Annotated in this window: 16 protein-coding genes and 1 pseudogene; all 17 read right to left on the bottom strand. The window is 38.4% G+C overall.

Going from position 1 to position 17,298, the window contains the following annotated elements:
• Nucleotides 1-5: 5 nt before the first annotated feature.
• Nucleotides 6-998 carry a stealth family protein gene (locus D8790_RS00545; protein WP_125387204.1) on the bottom strand — a complete coding sequence of 331 codons (993 nt, stop codon included), beginning with the start codon at nt 996-998 and terminating at the stop codon, nt 6-8.
• A complete protein-coding gene (glf, locus tag D8790_RS00540) occupies nt 995-2,095 on the bottom strand; it encodes a UDP-galactopyranose mutase (protein ID WP_125387558.1) in 1,101 nt (366 codons plus the stop codon). The genes D8790_RS00545 and glf overlap by 4 nt, the downstream gene beginning before the upstream one ends.
• A gap of 13 nt (nt 2,096-2,108) precedes the next feature.
• Entirely contained in the window at nt 2,109-3,107 is a 999-nt protein-coding gene (locus D8790_RS00535; protein ID WP_125387203.1) for an acyltransferase, read from the bottom strand.
• Between the two features lie 2 nt (nt 3,108-3,109).
• On the bottom strand, nt 3,110-4,525 hold the full coding sequence (locus D8790_RS00530; protein ID WP_125387202.1) for a flippase: 1,416 nt from the start codon (nt 4,523-4,525) through the stop codon (nt 3,110-3,112).
• Between the two features lie 49 nt (nt 4,526-4,574).
• The gene (locus tag D8790_RS00525) at nt 4,575-5,750 is read right to left on the bottom strand and encodes a polymerase (protein WP_185761878.1); all 1,176 of its coding nucleotides are present in this window, start codon (nt 5,748-5,750) and stop codon (nt 4,575-4,577) included.
• 78 nt (nt 5,751-5,828) lie between these two features.
• A complete protein-coding gene (locus D8790_RS00520; protein WP_125387201.1) occupies nt 5,829-6,815 on the bottom strand; it encodes a glycosyltransferase family 2 protein in 987 nt (328 codons plus the stop codon).
• Nucleotides 6,816-6,837: 22 nt separating this feature from the next.
• The gene (locus D8790_RS00515) at nt 6,838-7,812 is read right to left on the bottom strand and encodes a glycosyltransferase (protein WP_125387200.1); all 975 of its coding nucleotides are present in this window, start codon (nt 7,810-7,812) and stop codon (nt 6,838-6,840) included.
• Between the two features lie 54 nt (nt 7,813-7,866).
• A pseudogene (locus D8790_RS10770) lies at nt 7,867-8,475 on the bottom strand (DUF1919 domain-containing protein).
• Nucleotides 8,468-9,625 (bottom strand): glycosyltransferase family 4 protein, encoded by a 1,158-nt coding sequence (locus D8790_RS00500; RefSeq protein WP_125387198.1) that lies wholly within the window; start codon nt 9,623-9,625, stop codon nt 8,468-8,470. The pseudogene D8790_RS10770 and the gene D8790_RS00500 overlap by 8 nt, the downstream one beginning before the upstream one ends.
• 3 nt (nt 9,626-9,628) lie before the next feature.
• A complete protein-coding gene (gene cps2T, locus D8790_RS00495; protein WP_125387197.1) occupies nt 9,629-10,801 on the bottom strand; it encodes a beta 1-4 rhamnosyltransferase Cps2T in 1,173 nt (390 codons plus the stop codon).
• Nucleotides 10,802-10,831: 30 nt separating this feature from the next.
• Nucleotides 10,832-12,208: a sugar transferase gene (locus D8790_RS00490; protein WP_125387196.1), complete on the bottom strand. Its 1,377-nt coding sequence runs from the start codon at nt 12,206-12,208 to the stop codon at nt 10,832-10,834.
• Nucleotides 12,209-12,211: 3 nt separating this feature from the next.
• Nucleotides 12,212-12,925 (bottom strand): tyrosine-protein kinase, encoded by a 714-nt coding sequence (locus D8790_RS00485; RefSeq protein ID WP_125387195.1) that lies wholly within the window; start codon nt 12,923-12,925, stop codon nt 12,212-12,214.
• Nucleotides 12,926-12,933: 8 nt separating this feature from the next.
• Nucleotides 12,934-13,629, bottom strand: a complete 696-nt coding sequence (locus D8790_RS00480) for a CspC family polysaccharide chain length determinant protein (protein ID WP_125387194.1) — start codon at nt 13,627-13,629, stop codon at nt 12,934-12,936.
• Between the two features lie 28 nt (nt 13,630-13,657).
• Entirely contained in the window at nt 13,658-14,389 is a 732-nt protein-coding gene (gene cps4B / locus D8790_RS00475; protein ID WP_125387193.1) for a capsular polysaccharide biosynthesis protein Cps4B, read from the bottom strand.
• A gap of 3 nt (nt 14,390-14,392) precedes the next feature.
• Nucleotides 14,393-15,850: an LCP family glycopolymer transferase CpsA gene (cpsA, locus tag D8790_RS00470; protein ID WP_125387192.1), complete on the bottom strand. Its 1,458-nt coding sequence runs from the start codon at nt 15,848-15,850 to the stop codon at nt 14,393-14,395.
• Between the two features lie 328 nt (nt 15,851-16,178).
• Nucleotides 16,179-16,778: an anaerobic ribonucleoside-triphosphate reductase activating protein gene (gene nrdG / locus D8790_RS00465; protein ID WP_061910173.1), complete on the bottom strand. Its 600-nt coding sequence runs from the start codon at nt 16,776-16,778 to the stop codon at nt 16,179-16,181.
• The gene (locus D8790_RS00460; protein WP_125387190.1) at nt 16,744-17,289 is read right to left on the bottom strand and encodes a GNAT family N-acetyltransferase; all 546 of its coding nucleotides are present in this window, start codon (nt 17,287-17,289) and stop codon (nt 16,744-16,746) included. The genes nrdG and D8790_RS00460 overlap by 35 nt, the downstream gene beginning before the upstream one ends.
• Nucleotides 17,290-17,298: the final 9 nt, after the last annotated feature.

Here is a 17,298-nt window from a genome sequence, read left to right as displayed (position 1 = left end):
ATCTCTCATTTTTCAAAAGCTGATTTTTCAGGATAGCGCTCTTTCAAGATTTCCTGAAAACGAATGATATTCTCCTCTTTAAAGTCAACATCGTCATTCACACAAAGTAGTTTTTTATGTTTATCTTTAAAAATACTCTCTAACCTATCAACTTGATTTATATCTATCGACTCTCCAAAATTCTTTGACATAGGATAAAACTGATTGCTTTCAATTTGCCAATGCTGACAGATGTATTGATTAACATCCACTCCATAGTCTCTAATTTTATTTCGTGATATTTTATCTAACGTTTCTGCTTCAATTTCCCATAAATGTACCAAGGTACTCTTTTTCATAGGAACAGGTAAATGCTGATTTACATAACCTGTTGGCCCCCATGGCAAGAGTAACAAGTTTTTCAAAACCAAGGATCCATAACGGAAATTAAAGAATTTCCAAGGCGAAAATTTTAAAGCCTTTTTATTAGGAAAATGGCGATAGATTAACTCAACATTATTGTGATAAGTATTCGTAAAAGGTGACCAAGGAACCAAAGCATCATATACAGCTAAAAGCTTGGGTTGTCCATTCTTATAAAAATCCGAAGGCTGACTGTCTCTGATTAAGTACATATCATCATTGAAATAGATATAGTTTTCCGACAAGCCCTCAATCCGATGGAGGTTGAGTTCAATAGCCGCTGAATTATAGGTAGGTAGATACTCTTTAGGGATAAATTCCTTATGAGTGATCAACTTGAGTTTTGGATGCTCCAAATTCAACCATTCCGGTTTTTGGCCATTGGTGACTAAGTAAACACGATTTACCCAAGGAGCATGATTTTCAATCATTCGAAACCAGTAATTAAAAATCCCGTAATCACGATAACGCTGCTCTCCGTCGATTTCTTGGTCCAAATCTGCCACTTGACCAGTCACAGCTTGTTTCTCACGGATAAACTCAGGATCACTTCCGTCGACCCAAAGAACTACGATATCAATTTTTTCTTGTGTCATTTAGTAAATTCTTTCTCGACGACTTCCAAAGCACGCTCAATAACCACGTGCATGTCGTAGTATTTATAGTCTGCTAGACGTCCACAAAAGATGACCTTGTCATTTTCCTCAGCTTCTTCTTGGTACTTAGCAAACATGGCATTGTTTTTGTCATCATTGATAGGGTAGTAGGGCTCATCTCCACGTTTCCAATCAGCTGGGTATTCGCGAGTGATGACCGTCTTTGGTTGGGTTCCATACTCGAAGTGCTTATGCTCGATAATCCGAGTATAAGGAATCTCACGCTCTGTGTAGTTGACTACAGCATTACCCTGATAATTTTCCTCATCCAAGATTTCATGTTCAAAACTCAGGCTACGGTACTCCAACTCCCCATGTTTGTAGTCAAAGTACTGGTCAATCATTCCTGTAAAGACTACTTTTTCAGCTGATGCTTCCAGTTCTTCACGATTGGCAAAGAAATCAACCCCAAGTTCGACTTCTACATCGCCCAGCATGTTTTCAATGATGACGTTGTAACCACCAATTGGAATCCCTTGGTAACGGTCGTTAAAGTAGTTATTATCGAAGGTCAAGCGAACTGGAAGACGTTTAATGATAAATGGTGGAAGGTCTGTTGCAGAACGTCCCCATTGTTTTTCCGTGTATCCTTTGATCAACTTTTCATAGATATCTGGACCAATCAACTTGATAGCTTGTTCTTCCAAGTTTTTAGGCTCAACATCTTTCATGTCAGCTGTTTGCTGGGCAATCTTGTCCTTGACTTCTTGAGGAGTCTTAGTTCCCCACATTGCGTAGAAGGTATTCATGTTAAAAGGAAGATTGTAAAGGCTCCCCTTGTAGTTAGCTACTGGTGAGTTAATATAGTTGTTAAACTCAGCGAACTGGTTAACATAGTCCCAAACTTTTTTGTTGGACGTATGGAAAATGTGGGCACCATACTTGTGAACATTGATCCCCTCAACCTCTTCACAGTAGATATTTCCACCGATGTGATCTCGTTTATCAATGACTTTTACTTTTTTACCACGTTTTGTTGCTTCGTGTGCGAAGATTGCCCCCGACAAACCTGCACCAACGATCAGATAATCGTACATCATAAACTCCTTTTTATAACTTAACTATTCTATTGATATAAGGGATTTTCATTAATATCATAATAATTATAAAACTAATAAGTAATGTAAAAACAGGGAAAAATAAGTACGCCCCCACTATGTTAAACCCTATAAACTTTTGCCATATTTTCATAACATAGGTATGTATTATAAATACTCCCATCGTTTGGATCGATAAAAAGTAGATGATTTTATATTTATTAGAGTCAATAGTTAGCGTTAATAATGTAAGAAATAAGCCTAAGCTAATGACTTTTACCAAAAGATTATCATAAAAATATTCAGCAAAAAGATTATGATAAATAGTTTTTGCCATGAAAAATAATATCATTGGTGAAATCAATAACAAAAGCATGCTAACGACTTTCATCCATCCCTTAAATATATATTTTAAATTATCTATATCGAATTGCGCTACAAAGCCACCTAAAATATAGTAAAAGAACCAAGTCCATAATCTAAACGTTTGAATAACATAAGTTTGCACCGGCATTTGAAGCAAAAAATTTACCAATTCAAAAATCAAACCAATAACGACTAATAAAGATAGAATGTATAGATAACTTCTTTTTGAATGTAAAATTTTTTTCAAAATTGGTAAGCACAAATAAATTAATATCAGTGATCCAAAAAACCAAAATTGGAAGAAATAACCTTTTTGTATTAAAGAAGCTGCAATCTTTTTAACTGGATTAGCTGTAAAATCTCGTTTTAAAAGCCAAATGATAAGGTTCCATGAGCACACTGTTATTAAAATCCATTTTACCTTTTCCAGTATATAAGAGTATTTTATTTCACTTTTCCCCAACAATAAATAACCATTTACCATAAAAAACAAAGGAATTGAATAAGTCCCTAAATAATATAAATAGGATGAATAATCCCATATTCTTGTTTCCTTAAATCCCGGCATTGTAGTATGAAGTAAAACAACTCCAATACAAGCAATAACTTTAATAAAGTCTATGTCAATATTCCGTATTTTCTTCATTTCTAATTTTTTCCTATTATCTGTTTTAATTCTTTCACATCTACCACTTTCAGAGATAGGATAGCGATCAGATAAGTGATCCCACCAAGCACCGCATACACAAGTACATTCAGGGTAGGGGTGAAATGTAGGAATGGTTTTACAAGTAGCAACAGGCCATACATCAGAGCAGATGCGAAAATAATTTTTGTCATAGACCCAATAATCGGAACTTCCTTAAGGTAATGACGGGTATAGTACAATTGAATGAACCATACCAGTGACTCTGTCAGAACTGATACAATAGCTGCGCCAATAAAACCAAAGTGCGGTAAGAAGAGCAGGTTCAACCCGACACTGACGATAGCAGGAATCGTGGTGGACAGCATAAATTCTTTGTTCTTATCATGCGGGATGAGAATTTGAATCCCCATAATATTGGTCCATCCGATGAAGAACATACGAAAGATCATGATAGCGATGGCATAGCGAGCATCTTGGAAATCCTTCCCTAAGAAGAATCTAACAAAGTCATCGTTGACAATCAGCATACCCGCAATAATTGGGAAAATGACCAAATTATAGATCAAAAAGGACATTTGGTGCATTTTATTGACAGCCTTGCGATCTCCTGAAGCCAAGAGATTCGCCACGCGCGGAAGCATCACACTTCCTAAAGATGTCACAAGAGTCAGCAAAATATTGACAAGTTTTAAGGCCTGGTCATAGATCCCCACATCCTTTGTAGAGGCGAGAGCTCCCAACATGGTCCGGTCCAAAGTGACATAGAGGGAAATGGCAATCTGCGGTAAAAAGAGCAGAATGACCGGTTTTAAATGCACCCGTGCATAAGCCAAATCAAAACGTGCTTTCCCAATAAATTCACGGGCGGGCAACCACATACTGAGTTGACCTAACAGCTCAAAAATCGTTAGTAAGAATACATAGAGATAAAGATCATTAGCAGACTTAACAAACAAGAAGATGGAGATGACTCCAACCAGTTTGACCGTGATATTCCGAATCGTAATCTTGCGAAAATCTTCCAACCCCTGAAAGAGCCAGGAGATGTCGAGTCCCTTTGATACTAAGCTAAGACCTAAGATATAGGCCACAGGATTTTGCATGGAAGATAGGGTTACACACAAAAGAACATAGAGGGCAAGGGATAAAATCGTAGCCCCCAACTGGAGGGTATAAATCCCCCAGAAATTCTTTTGGATGTCTTTTCGGTGGCCTGAAATCTCCTTGGTTCCATAATTGGCCACTCCTAGGGTCGCCAAAAGGATGAAGTAGGTGACAATAGAGTTGAAATAGCCATAAGTCCCTAAGTCATTTGAACTAAAAACCCGTGTTACATAAGGAGTGGTGATAATCGGCAAGATAATCACCAGTAACTGGTAGGAGAGATTATAGGCGTAATTTTTTAGCACTTTCATAAGGATGTAACTAGTCTTAATCTTTCTTTTTAACTGGACTTAACTCATTTTATTCAATGTTATTATCTGGATTCATAATAAATAATCGGCTAATAAACAAAATTAATGGAGAGTAGCGGAGAACCAACATCTGAGGATCAAACATTCCATGGATAATCATAATCCCTAAACAGGCTAGTACGATATCTTTTCGAATGGATGTGAAATATTTCATAACTTTAGTAAGAGCAAATAACATGAAGGCACTGACGATTAAACCATCAATAACCAACAACTGCACAAACGAGCTATCTATGAAATTATAATTACTAGTGAAATTTCCAAACATATCAAGAGTTGTAAAGGAAATTGGTTGCCCTAACCAAGATACTCCAAAATTTCGGAAACCATCCACACTAAGACGCAAGCGATTATGCGTAAATTGATCGACTAAGTGAAATAAATTCCCAGATGAATAAAAACAAAAATACAAGATAATCGCTAAAGCTACAATAAAACCGTACTTCGCAAGTGCCTTTGACCAGAAATTTCCCACGATAAACTCTTTTTTAAAGATTTTAATACTCAACAAAGCATAGGTTAGTATCAAAATACTTAAGTAAAATGGACTAGATGTCGAAGTTTGTTTGTACATATAAACCGTAGCCGAGAATAAGGCTAACAATTCAAGGTAAGAAATTCTTTTACCCCGAAACATTAGATAAGTACACAAGGCAAAGAACAGTCTCTGTGATGCAAATGATACATAGTTAAATCCTAGACTAAAACGGTAGCCACCATCTGCATTCATAAACATATTGGCAATAATGCCTTTTTGACTGGCATAAACTGTCAAAGCAAGTACTAGGAAAGTCGCTAAAGAAAACGTTCCTAATAATTTCCTAAAATCAATATCTCTAGCGGAAAAAACAAGAAGCAACACATTTATATCTAACAAGCCATCGCGATTTTTTGCAACTATAAACATTGCAATAAAAAATGCTGTTACTATTAATAATTGTTGCCAATGAAATCTAAAGTAATATAGCGTTTTCGGAAAGTTCATCAACTCCTTTATCAACAGCATAATAATTGTAAAGTAAAGGAGTAAACGATAAAGCGATAGAAAACCATCTAATCGAACAAAATAAGTGGTTGTGACTAACGAAGCGACAACAACCCATATAAACAAGGTAAATAAATAAATTTTTTCTGAGATAAAACGATTGTTCATCACAACAGTCATCCAAACCTTTCAATCATGATCATATAGTCTTATTACTGGTATCTATAAAAACCTTTCACAACTAAATAGCGAATTTCCCTATTTTATCAAGGTTTGCAGTTTTTTTAAAAAAATTACTGTCAGATACATTCTGAAATGTAATAACCGTCTAACTAGAGGGTGGAGTGGAGAAGTAGCTTTTTTTAACAAGGCAATCATCTCTTGATTTCTACACAAGACCTCAACATAGTGTCGTTTTTTAGAAAGAGACATCTTTTGCTTTGATATGTTCTGAATATTACTCATCAGGATACGCGCCTTTATTTGATCTATAAAGTGTTCATCATGGATATTCCAGTTTGTCATCAACTGATCAACTTTTCCTAGTTCTTCCAATTGATAGTTCATCCTATTAGGATTATACTGTCCCATCGCAGAATCTATTCTTCCTGAAATATAGACATAATAACAAGATTTCACCAAGAGAACTGCATTGACATGCTGATAAACATTCAAATTGAAACGAACATCTTCTCCCAATTCATAGGATCCAAAAACAATTTGATGTTCCTCCAGAAATTCTTTACGGTAAATTTTATTCCAAACAGTATACATCATGTCTGTTAACCATAATTCTTGAAAAAGCGCAATAAAATCACTCTTATCTTTTTTTCCTTCAGTAGGAAGTATTTTTGCAGATCGATCTATTTCTGATAAGTTCTTTTCAATCGAATTATAGTAACTAAACACCAATAAGTCTAATTGTGAATCTAATTGACTTTCCACATCTGAAAATAGATTTCCCACAAGATAGTCATCCGCATCCACAAAACAAATGAACTCGCCTTTCGCTTTGGATAAGCCAAAATTACGGGCTGAACCGACCCCCTTATTTGGAATATGATAGGCTATAATATTTGAAAACTGAGCCGCATAATCCTCACAGATTTGACCACTTTGATCTTTGGAGCCATTATCAATCAACAAAATTTCCAAATCCACATAATTTTGAGCAAGTAGACTATCGATACAACGAGACAGATAATTCTCTACATTGTATACCGGTATAATGACTGAATACTTCAACAGGGTCCCCCCTAAATTTTTCTCACTTCATCCCTTGTATAGCGAAAGCCAGCTTCAATAAATGCAAACGATACAACAAATATTTGATTCTATTTGGAATAGATTTCACTTCACTACACGTCATTTTATTTTTTTCTAATTCCTGTTGCACTTCACTTGTAATCTCACCATAATTTTTATCTAATTTGGATTTATACAAACTGGCAAGTATGTGCGTCAAACCATTTACATAATAAAGCTGTGAGATGTGTAACTCCTCTTGGTTCAATTGAGAACGAACAAAATCAGAATAAAAAACTTCTTTGTAGAACCCAAACATATCTCTAAACTTCTTCTCATTCCAAGACTGTGTAATGGAATCCGGGTTATCGATTAAGTAGTGATAGTACTTCTGATTTGTCGCATAAACCTTCTTAGCAGCAAGAACGAGTTTGTAATTGGTACCAAGGTCCTCATAATACTTGCCAACTGGAAACTGGATAGTATTCTTAGTGAACAATGCTTTTCGATATATCTTATCAGTGGTAAAACCAGTAATAAAGCCATAAGAAAACATATCTATAAGAGCTTCTTTTCCAGTTAATCGTTTAGTCCGTTTTGAATCGGATTTTATAATATCATGTTCACTCTTTACAAATTCTTGATTGAAGGAAATAATATCATACTGATCTGATTCAATAACCTCAGCTAAATCACTAAATGTATTCGGTTCAATCCAATCATCTGAATCTAGGAAATAAACATATTCTCCCTCAGCATTAGAAATACCTGTGTTACGAGCTTCAGAGACCCCTCCATTTTCTTTATGAATAACTGAGATAAAGTCATAAGCTTTAACATAATCATCACAGATTTGAGGAGAACTATCTGTACTTCCGTCATCTACAAGCACAATATCATAATTATGCCACCCTTGGACAAGTACGCTTTCTATACAACGTTTTAAATACTTTTCGACATTATAAACTGGAATTACAACAGTTAAAAGTAGTTTCATAGATTCTTCACCTAAATTTTTATTTTATGTTAAATCTTCCCCATCCTTATTCAATCAGGTAACAGCATTAAAATAGCGGTGGTAAGTTTTCAAACCAATCCCAACATGTCCTTGCTTCTCTGCTAATTTGAAATGAACTAAGGAAGGTAGATCACTATCATTCTTCGAAGAGAAGATGACCTTACCCTTATATGGAAGCTCTTCAAACTCTTTCATCAACTCGTAAGTACAAGCATCATTGTCGTTGAACTTAAAATACAAATTATCCCAATGAATGCGTGCCAAACGGCGTTGCCATTTCTAAGTAGCTTCTTCTTCATCTGCATAGTGCAAGAAATGAAGCTCGATATCGTCAAGGAGTGCTATTGGATAAGCATTATCAAATTTTTCAATGTACTTTGATTCCTTAACAAATTTCAACGAGATATTTCCGCTCAAATAGTATTTCAAATTCTTAAGCATCTTGATATAATCAGGAGAAAAAACAAACATCCCGATAAAGGGTGTTTGGTAGGGCAAACCTAATTCTTGGTATACTTTTCCAGCCCAACAATTATCACAAATAATGGTGAACTGTTTGTTTTTTAATCTTCTCCTAGAAATAAAATTAATGATAGGATAAACAATTGGTTTTAATTTATTCTTTATTGTTTCTTTATTCATTTTTATAACTCTTATATAATTCTGAGAAATTACGGATATAAGATTCCAAAGAAAACGATTCTCCTTGTCTTCTTACTGATGCTTGGCCAAATTGGAGCCGTTTTTCTGGATCAGAAACCAACTCCAAAATCGCATCCGATAGTTCTTGTGATTGTCCTGGGCTTGCCAGTAAGCCATTGGTTCCTTCAGCAACCATTTCACAAACACCACCATGACGGTATCCGACTACTGGCTTACCACAAGCCATAGCCTCTAGTACCACTGTTGGTAGTGGATCGGGATTGGTGCTTGGTAAGACAAAGATATCAAACATATTATAAAGCTCAGTCGTATGCTCATAATAATCAATTCGTTTGATTTGTGAGGCTACACTTGATTTGGAAATCTTAGACTCTAATTCTTCAACTCGCCACTCTTCACCAGCAAAGGCACTCCCCGCTAGAAAAGCTACGGAATTCGGATTATGCTCCAAAATCGGTGTCACAGCTTCTAGAAAATCTCCTTGCCCCTTCCACGCGTTGACACGTCCAACCATACCAATGACGAGAGCATCCTCTGGGATACCAAATTTTTCACGCACTGCGCTTACCTGCATCGGATGATAGATCGCATTGTCCACTCCGTTATAGATAACCTGAACCTGACCCTCTTTGATAAAGGGAGACTGTTTGACATGACTGGCCACAGCTTGAGAGACTGTTACAATCTTATCTGCATAACGCCCCATCAAGAAGTTGATAAAATCTGAAATAGCCTTGGGCTTAACAATAATCTCATGAACGTGCCAGATCAAGGGAAGTTTCACCTTTCTTTTGAGATAGATTCCTTCCAAGACAGCTGTTGTATTGTTATGTACAAGATCTATTCCATTTTCACGCACATATTGGGCAATTTTTTGGGAGTAACGACGATAAGATTTCAGATATTCCAAAATCCCTTTAGGATTAAAGTATTTTCTACGTAAAATCGGATAATCCAACACGCTAACCTGAGCGCCAACTTGGCGTAAGGCTTCGACTAAAACACCGTCATTAGGCAGGATAACATGAGCTTCAAATTCTTGGGGATTTAATCCTTTGATTAATTCCAGTAAAACCTTGTCTGCTCCATACATTTCTGCACCAGCATGTAAATATAAAATCCGTTTCATTCTTTACCCTTTAAACACTTCCTCATAATCCGACACAATCTTTTCCCACGTAAACGCATCCGCAATTCGTTGGCTAGATTTTTTGTCTAATTCCGAAATAGCACCTTCATCAAATCGTTCCACTTCCTCGATTACACGCGCCAGCTCATCTTTTTTCCAATAAATGGCTCCGTCTTCACCAACTTCACGGTTAAAGCCAACATCTAGCAATAAATTAAGTTTTGTTGAAGCAAGAGCTTCTAAAAGCGATGGGTTTGTCCCACCAACTTCATGGCCATGGAAATAAGCAAAAGCATTCTCTCGTATGTACTTGAGCAATTCTTGATCATATACAGTCCCAACAAATTTGACTCTTGGGTCTTTGTCGAAACCTGTATCCTTGAGCAACTGATCGTAAAACTTATTTTGTTCCACATTTGTAATGAGAACAAAGTCTTTTTTAGAATTAGACTTCATAAATTCACGAATCATGGTTTCATAGTTGTTTTCGGGAACGAATCGTCCCACAACTAGATAATATTCGTTTTCAGCAACGCCTTTTTCCCGATACCAATTACGAACTTTTTCGTCTTCAGATTTTAATACAGACTTACTTGTATCTGTCCCGTAGGCGATGTAAGTCGTCTTTGGTTGATACTGTTTATAGTCTTCTTGGATATATTTTTCGATATTTTTACTATCGCAAACTAATAAGTCAGCATGTTTGACCATGAGTTGCTCTGAGTATCTCCAATACTTACGGACAGGTAAACTCCATTTTGCACGGAGCCACTCATGCCCATCAGGATTGACAAATAAACTGCCTCCGATGGCTTTGATTTTCTTCTTAAGCCCAGCAATAAAAGGTCCAATACGACAAGCTAAAATATAGAAAATAGGAGCTTCATCCTTATTTGCTTTAGCGATTTCAATCGCTCTATTTACAGCAGCAATATCATAGGCAATGGCTCTGGCTGGCCCAATATTAGGCACATCAATATTGAAACAAATTGCCCCATTATGCTCAAATTGGTCATCCGTGATTCCAGACTTAGCCGAATTTTCGCGCATACAGGCTACATAGTACTGTATATTCCTATCTTGCTGATATTCTGTTAATTTCTCAACAAAGGTTTCAAAGCCTCCATACTTGGCAGGGATTCCTTTTGAGCCTATGATATAAACGGACTTCTTCATCTTTCTCCTATCAAGGAAGCGAAGTCTCACTTACTTCGCTCCATCTTTCATTAATACAACTTTAACAGTCTTTAGTAAAATTTTAATATCCGACCAGATGGTCCAATCATCAATATAGGACACATCTAGTTTTACAACATCATCAAAATTCCTGATTTCACTGCGGCCGCTAACTTGCCAGAGGCCTGTGATACCTGGTTTGAAACTCAAACGTTTTTTCTGTTCAGGCGTGTATTTCTCATATTCATCCACAGTTGGTGGACGCGTACCGACCAGACTCATATCGCCTTTTAGGACATTCCAAAACTGAGGCAGCTCATCCAGACTTGTCTTGCGGATAAAGTGTCCAATTGGTGTGATACGAGGGTCATTATCGACCTTAAACATACCATCTGACATCGTATTTTGCGCCATCAACTCTTTTTTACGCTCTTCCGCATCCACAGCCATAGAGCGGAATTTATAAAATTTAAAGATACGACCATTTTTCCCAACTCGATCTTGAGAGAAGATAGCTGGACCACCATCTTTTTTGATTTGAGGCACTAGGAAAATAGCAGCTATCCCACATATCAATAAGCCAAAGAGGGCACCAACAATATCCAGAAGTCGTTTCAAAAGGACATGATAATAACTATAGAAGCGAGTTGAGAACGTCACGATATTAAAACCAGCTACATTGCGAATGCGCTTTTCTCCATTGGTTGGAAAATCTAGAGCATTAATGTTAACATTGACGTCAATGCCCATATGCTCAAACTGAGAAATCAAATCTTCTAAGCGATAGAGGTCACTAGGTAGGTTGATAAACACTTCATCCACTACTGACCGGGTCGCGTACTCAATCATATCTTTTTCCAGCACCACATCAAAAGCAGAGCTTGTAAAAGAAGGATCATCCACTACTGTTACTGCCACTATCTGACCAGCAAAGTCTTGTGCTTTTTCAATTTGAGCAAAAAATTTTCCTACCCTAGAGCTTGTAGTAATGACAAAAACTTTCGTACTGTTTTTTGACCGAGCATGAATAGAAGAATAGTAGTTTTTAAACAAAATATTGGCCGCGTAAACTAGTAGACCATTTAGTAAGATAAAATAAATCAGCCCCCGGCGAGAGATAGAAAAGTGTTCCTCCATGATAAAGGAAGCAAAAGTGACAAAGAGGGCATAGAAGACACTGTATTTTAAAGTTTGGATAAACTCTACAAAGTAACCTCTGCGGAAAAAGTGATGAAAATAATTACTGATGTAAAAAGCAAGGATGTGAAGCAAAGAGAGGATAAAGACACTTGTCCTTGTCAAGTCAGAATTAGAAATAAGGCTCACTAAAACCGCTGCCAGCATAGACACCAGCAGTTCCAATACAGCTACTCCTAACTCTTGAATTTCCCTTTGCTTTCTAAACATACATTACTTCTCGCTTTTCTTTTCTTCTCTCAAACGATCTCCATAGTTTCCGTAGGAACCATAGAAACCGTATTTATCTGCTTCGACATTATATTTATTTAAGATTACACCAAGGAAAGGAGTAGAGGACTGCTCCAGCTGGGTCTTAGACTTTTGAACCATTTTCCGTTTCACTACATTACTAGCAACGACTAACATGCTTGCATCACAAAACTTGGAAATAAGAGTCGCATCTATGACCATACCGATAGGAGGAGTATCCACAATAATATAATCATAATGGCGACGGAGAACATCCATCATTACCTCAAACTTTTCGCTCTGCACAAGTGCCGTTGGATTTGGTGAGGCTTGCCCTGAAGTGATAACAAAGAGATTTTCCTCATCCGTTTCACACAAGCCTTGCGATAAGTCTGTAGTCCCAGACAAGTACTCTGTTAGGCCTGTGATTTTCTCACTACTCCTAAAAACACCACCAAGCATCTTAGAATTTCGAATATCCGCATCAATCAAAAGAGTCTTGTAACCCGCATTAGCAAAGGTCAGGGCCAGATTGGTTGATGTTGTCGTCTTTCCCTCTCCCGGGAAGGTAGAACTCACAGCAATAACCTTGATGTTCTCGCCACTAAGTTGGATATTGGTTCGAAGAGCATTGTAATACTCCTCTACCCTCGAAATAGAAAGTTTTTTCTTTTTTGCTAACTCTAATATTGGCATTGTATCTCCTAACCTACCTTACTCATATCTGGGATGACACCAAGCAAAGTCATTCTCAAAGTTTCTTCAATATCTTCTGGCTTCTTGACACGGTCATCAAGGATCTCAACAATCACTACTACAATGACCATCAAGACACCACCCGCAAGCACTCCAATGATGGTATTGCGACGGATGTTCGGAGAAGACGGTGTTTTGGGTGTTTCTGCTTCTTCTAGCGTTGTAACGTCGGATACCTTGGTAACAGCGATGATTTTCTCAGCAGCGACTTCACGTAAGGTATTGGCGATACGGCTAGCTTCTGCCGGATCCGCATGCGTAACCGTAATAGACACAATCCGAGTATCTGTCGGTACGGTCACAGTTACCTTAGATGCCAAGTCAGATGGCGAACCTGACAGTTTCAACTCTGAAATGACGGAGGCCAAGACATCCTGAGACAGGATAATTTCCTTGTAGTCCTTTACCAGATAAGAACCGGCCTGCAAGTCTTGGTTTGTCAATGTAGGATTTTCGCCCTGCTGACGATTGACAACGTAGATACGCGTCGTACTCTTATAAGTAGGTTTGGCAATAAAAACGCTATAACCTAGAACTAAAATCCCCGTCAATAAGGCCGTTAAGATAATTAAAAATTTCCGTTTCCAAAGTATCTTTAACAAAGACAACACATCGATTTCGATTATTTGATTTTCTTGATTCATGTATTTACTTTCTCCAGAGTTTGATTGATTAAATAAACTCGTTACTTAATAAGATTTCTTGGTTGGTTTTAAAGAGTTCTTCCGCACGCGCAGCTCCATATTTTTTCGCGACAATCTGATAGGCCTTTTGCATATAAGGCGGCCTGTCATCGAGATTGTGCATATCGCTGGCAACGAAATGAACCAAGTCCCGTTCCAGAAAGAACTGAACACGCTTTTTCATAAATTTGTAACGATCACCAAAGAGCTTAGGCTTCAAAATATTTGAACTATTGACCTGCATGTAGCAGCCCATATTGATCAATTCGCTGACCCTGTCTTCATCATTTTCCAGACAGTGATAGCGCTCAATATGTGCCACTACCGGAGTCATACCTAGGCGAATGACATTACCCAAGGCGGAATGAATATCTTTGTAGGGTGTATTCATACTAAACTCGATCAAGACATACTTGGTGCCACCTAGACTGGGAAATGTCCCTTCCTCTAGCTTTTTCAAAATATCACTAGTATAGTAAATCTCCGCTCCATATAGCACGGTCAAGTCGTCAGCAACTTGCTTGGCCAAGTCCTGCACTTGCTTGAAGTTTGCTGCAATCTTTTCTTCAGGCGTTTCAAACATGCCCTTTCGGCGATGAGAAGTAGAAATAATGGTACGAACGCCCTGACGATAGCTTTCTTCGAGCAGACGTCGGCTATCCTCTAGTGTCTTAGGGCCGTCATCCACATCAAAAATGATATGCGAGTGAATATCAATCATGCTTTATTTCCCTTCCATTACTTCTTGGATCGCTGCTTTGGCCGCTGCCAAACTATTTTGATCAATTTCCATCATGTAGAGATTGGCTTCTGGCATCGCATGGGAAGGCAGACCTGTATTTCCAGTTCCGGTCAAGGCCTGAGAAGTCACGTTATAACTTCCGCCTGACTCCAGTTGAGTATTGATCAGATTCATCATCGTCTCCAAACTCATATCGGTCTGGACAGAATCCTGTAGCCCTGAAAGAATGGCATTGTAATTCTTCAGCGCATCTGTCGAGGTCAACTTTTTAATGACTGCTGCAATGACCTTTTCTTGGTTCTTACCACGATCATTATCTCCACCATTTAGAGAATAACGCTCACGGACGAAGCCTAGAGCTTGGTCAGAGTTAAGATGGACCTTACCTACAGGGAAATGGTAATTACCGTGCAGACTAGTAAACTCTTGGTCGTTCTCAATATCAATCCCACCCAGCAAGTCAATCAACTTGAGGAAGGAAGTGAAATTCAGACGCACATAATAATTCAAATCAATACCGTAGAGATTTTCCAAGGTGTGAACTGAAGCGTCCACGCCATAAATACCCGCATGAGTCAGCTTATCCGGCTGATTAAGGCCACCATCTGCAATCGGAACATAGGCATCCCGTGGTGTCGTTGTCAGCAAGACTTTCTTGGTCTTACGATTGACTGTCATGATAATGTTGACATCTGAACGTGACACAGAAGAAATTGGCCCATAAGTGTCAATACCACTGACATAGATATTGAAGACCTCTGCATTCGGATCTTGCTTGCCAATAGCTGTATCAATCTTCTTGCTTATCTTGTAAGTATAGATTTTTTTAATCTTAGAAGCATAGTCGGGGTCTTCTCCACGAATGGTATCTTCAAAAACACTATTCAAGAGCATAGCCTTGGCTTCACCAGAAGTCAACGACTTATAGGCAGCGAGATAAGAAGATGCTGTATCTACTGTCAGCTCATGCCCTTGTGTCTGACTGATATTTTTCATCAGCGCTTGGATATTGTCTTGGTCATTGCCTGACGGTGCTAAGACATTTGTCAACTGCTTGAGGTCCTTAACATCACTATCTGCCGGCACCACGATACTCATCTCATACTCAGAGTAGTTGGACGTAGAGTTGACACCTGTTGACAAGTCGACCAAGCCTTTTACAGCATACATAGACACTGACCCCACAAGCAGGGCTACTATTAAGATAGCACTAGTGGTCTTGCCTGCCTTCCCCTTGAAAATGAGGAATCCTGATAGAACCGCCACTGATAGGATAAGAGCTGTCACTAAGATATTCACATAGCGAAAAGCTAGAAAATGATAGCGGAAAATTGTGAAAATCAAGAAGGCCGCTAACAAAGTATAAACACCCAAGAGGGTGCTATTAACTATTTTTAATTGATTGTTTTTCTTTTTAGACTTTTTTGCTCTCTGATACATTTACCTTACTACTTTCTGTGCGAAATTACTCTAGTCTATTATAGCATAAAAATATGATTTTTTTAAGAATTTCTTAAGAATATTACATAATTGTAAAAAAATCCTATTCTTTTGTCAACGACTTCAATTTTGAAATCGAATTCAAGCTAAAATACAGAAAAAATAAAGCGATACCAAGGCATTGGCATCACCTTATTCTGTAAGTTAGAGCTCCGCTCATGAAATTCAGAGAGCTACTGGCATATAGTAAGGACATTTAAAAAATTATGGACAAAATTGAACCAAACGTCCTGTTTTCATACTGAAAATTTTGCTCTGATCTTGACGATTACAGCAAGCTATCTCGGTCCACTTGCTCATAGGCTTGCAAACCATCATTGAGCTTGTCCCAGATAACTACCTGTCCTGACTGAAGGGACTTCTGCACATCGATGATCCGCTGATTGGAAGAACCGCGAAACTGCAACATGAGATTCTTCTTGGTAATATCAAAACGACCGTCCACTAGAATATCAATCAGGCTCAGCAGCTCCAGCTTATCCTCCGTTTCCAACATCATCTCCTCCCAAGTATAGCCCGTCCAGGACCAAATATCCTTGTCTGGAAGCTCTCTCCGAATCCGCTTGACCAAGGGCAGGAGAATGCCTGTATTGAGAAATGGCTCGCCGCCTAGGAGGGTCAGCCCCTGCACATAGGGTTCCGCCAAGTCTTTCATAATCTGCTCCTCCAACTCTTGGGTATAAGGAATGCCGGCGTTGAAAGACCAAGTTGCTGCATTATAGCAGCCCTCACAGTGGAACATACAGCCACTGACATAGAGGGAGTTACGGACACCTTCGCCATCCACAAAGTTAAAGGCCTTATAGTCAATGATTCGCCCCTTACTCAGCTCCTCACTTTTCCATTCTTGAGGTTTGGGATTGTTCATCTTCATCCTCCAAATCAATCCAATAACGCTGACTTCTGTCGATTGTATTTTCGTAAACACCGCCAGCAGAGAGAATGGTACGGCGGCTGGCTTCGTTGTCTTCATCGCAGGTAATCAGCACTCGTTCCAGTCCTTGCTTTCGAGCTTCTGCTAACCCTAGCTTTAGCTGTAACTTGGCCAAGCCCTTTCTGCGTTGACTGGGCCGGATAGAATAGCCTATATGCCCACCCTCCACAAATAATTTGTCATTCAAGGACAAGCGCAGAGCTAAAAAGCCCAGAGGCAAGCCGGTCTCATCAAAGGATAAAAATTGGACGGCAGGAACCCAACCTGCTGGCAAGTTTGCCACATCTTCCTTCCGTTCTACAATTTTCAGCCAATCCTCATAATCCTTTGCTCGTTTCCAAGTAGAGCCCATGCCACCATGCATATAGGATTTTGCAGCATCGAACTCAGCAATCATCTCTAAAATAGCATCTTTATCTTCCAAAGTTGGTCGTCGTAATTCCATAAACCCTCC

The organism is Streptococcus cristatus, assembly GCF_003943535.1.
GTDB lineage: Bacteria > Bacillota > Bacilli > Lactobacillales > Streptococcaceae > Streptococcus > Streptococcus cristatus_L.
The sequence above is the reverse complement of the archived record's forward strand: the minus strand, read 5'-3'. Positions and strand labels throughout refer to the sequence as shown.

Coding starts and splice junctions, on each gene's coding strand:
- D8790_RS00545 (WP_125387204.1), bottom strand. CDS start 998: ATGACACAAGAAAAAATTGATATCGTAGTTCTTTGGGTCGACGGAAGT.
- glf (WP_125387558.1), bottom strand. CDS start 2,095: ATGTACGATTATCTGATCGTTGGTGCAGGTTTGTCGGGGGCAATCTTC.
- D8790_RS00535 (WP_125387203.1), bottom strand. CDS start 3,107: ATGAAGAAAATACGGAATATTGACATAGACTTTATTAAAGTTATTGCT.
- D8790_RS00530 (WP_125387202.1), bottom strand. CDS start 4,525: ATGAAAGTGCTAAAAAATTACGCCTATAATCTCTCCTACCAGTTACTG.
- D8790_RS00525 (WP_185761878.1), bottom strand. CDS start 5,750: ATGACTGTTGTGATGAACAATCGTTTTATCTCAGAAAAAATTTATTTA.
- D8790_RS00515 (WP_125387200.1), bottom strand. CDS start 7,812: ATGAAACTACTTTTAACTGTTGTAATTCCAGTTTATAATGTCGAAAAG.
- D8790_RS00500 (WP_125387198.1), bottom strand. CDS start 9,625: ATGAAACGGATTTTATATTTACATGCTGGTGCAGAAATGTATGGAGCA.
- cps2T (WP_125387197.1), bottom strand. CDS start 10,801: ATGAAGAAGTCCGTTTATATCATAGGCTCAAAAGGAATCCCTGCCAAG.
- D8790_RS00490 (WP_125387196.1), bottom strand. CDS start 12,208: ATGTTTAGAAAGCAAAGGGAAATTCAAGAGTTAGGAGTAGCTGTATTG.
- D8790_RS00485 (WP_125387195.1), bottom strand. CDS start 12,925: ATGCCAATATTAGAGTTAGCAAAAAAGAAAAAACTTTCTATTTCGAGG.
- D8790_RS00480 (WP_125387194.1), bottom strand. CDS start 13,629: ATGAATCAAGAAAATCAAATAATCGAAATCGATGTGTTGTCTTTGTTA.
- cps4B (WP_125387193.1), bottom strand. CDS start 14,389: ATGATTGATATTCACTCGCATATCATTTTTGATGTGGATGACGGCCCT.
- cpsA (WP_125387192.1), bottom strand. CDS start 15,850: ATGTATCAGAGAGCAAAAAAGTCTAAAAAGAAAAACAATCAATTAAAA.
- nrdG (WP_061910173.1), bottom strand. CDS start 16,778: ATGAACAATCCCAAACCTCAAGAATGGAAAAGTGAGGAGCTGAGTAAG.
- D8790_RS00460 (WP_125387190.1), bottom strand. CDS start 17,289: ATGGAATTACGACGACCAACTTTGGAAGATAAAGATGCTATTTTAGAG.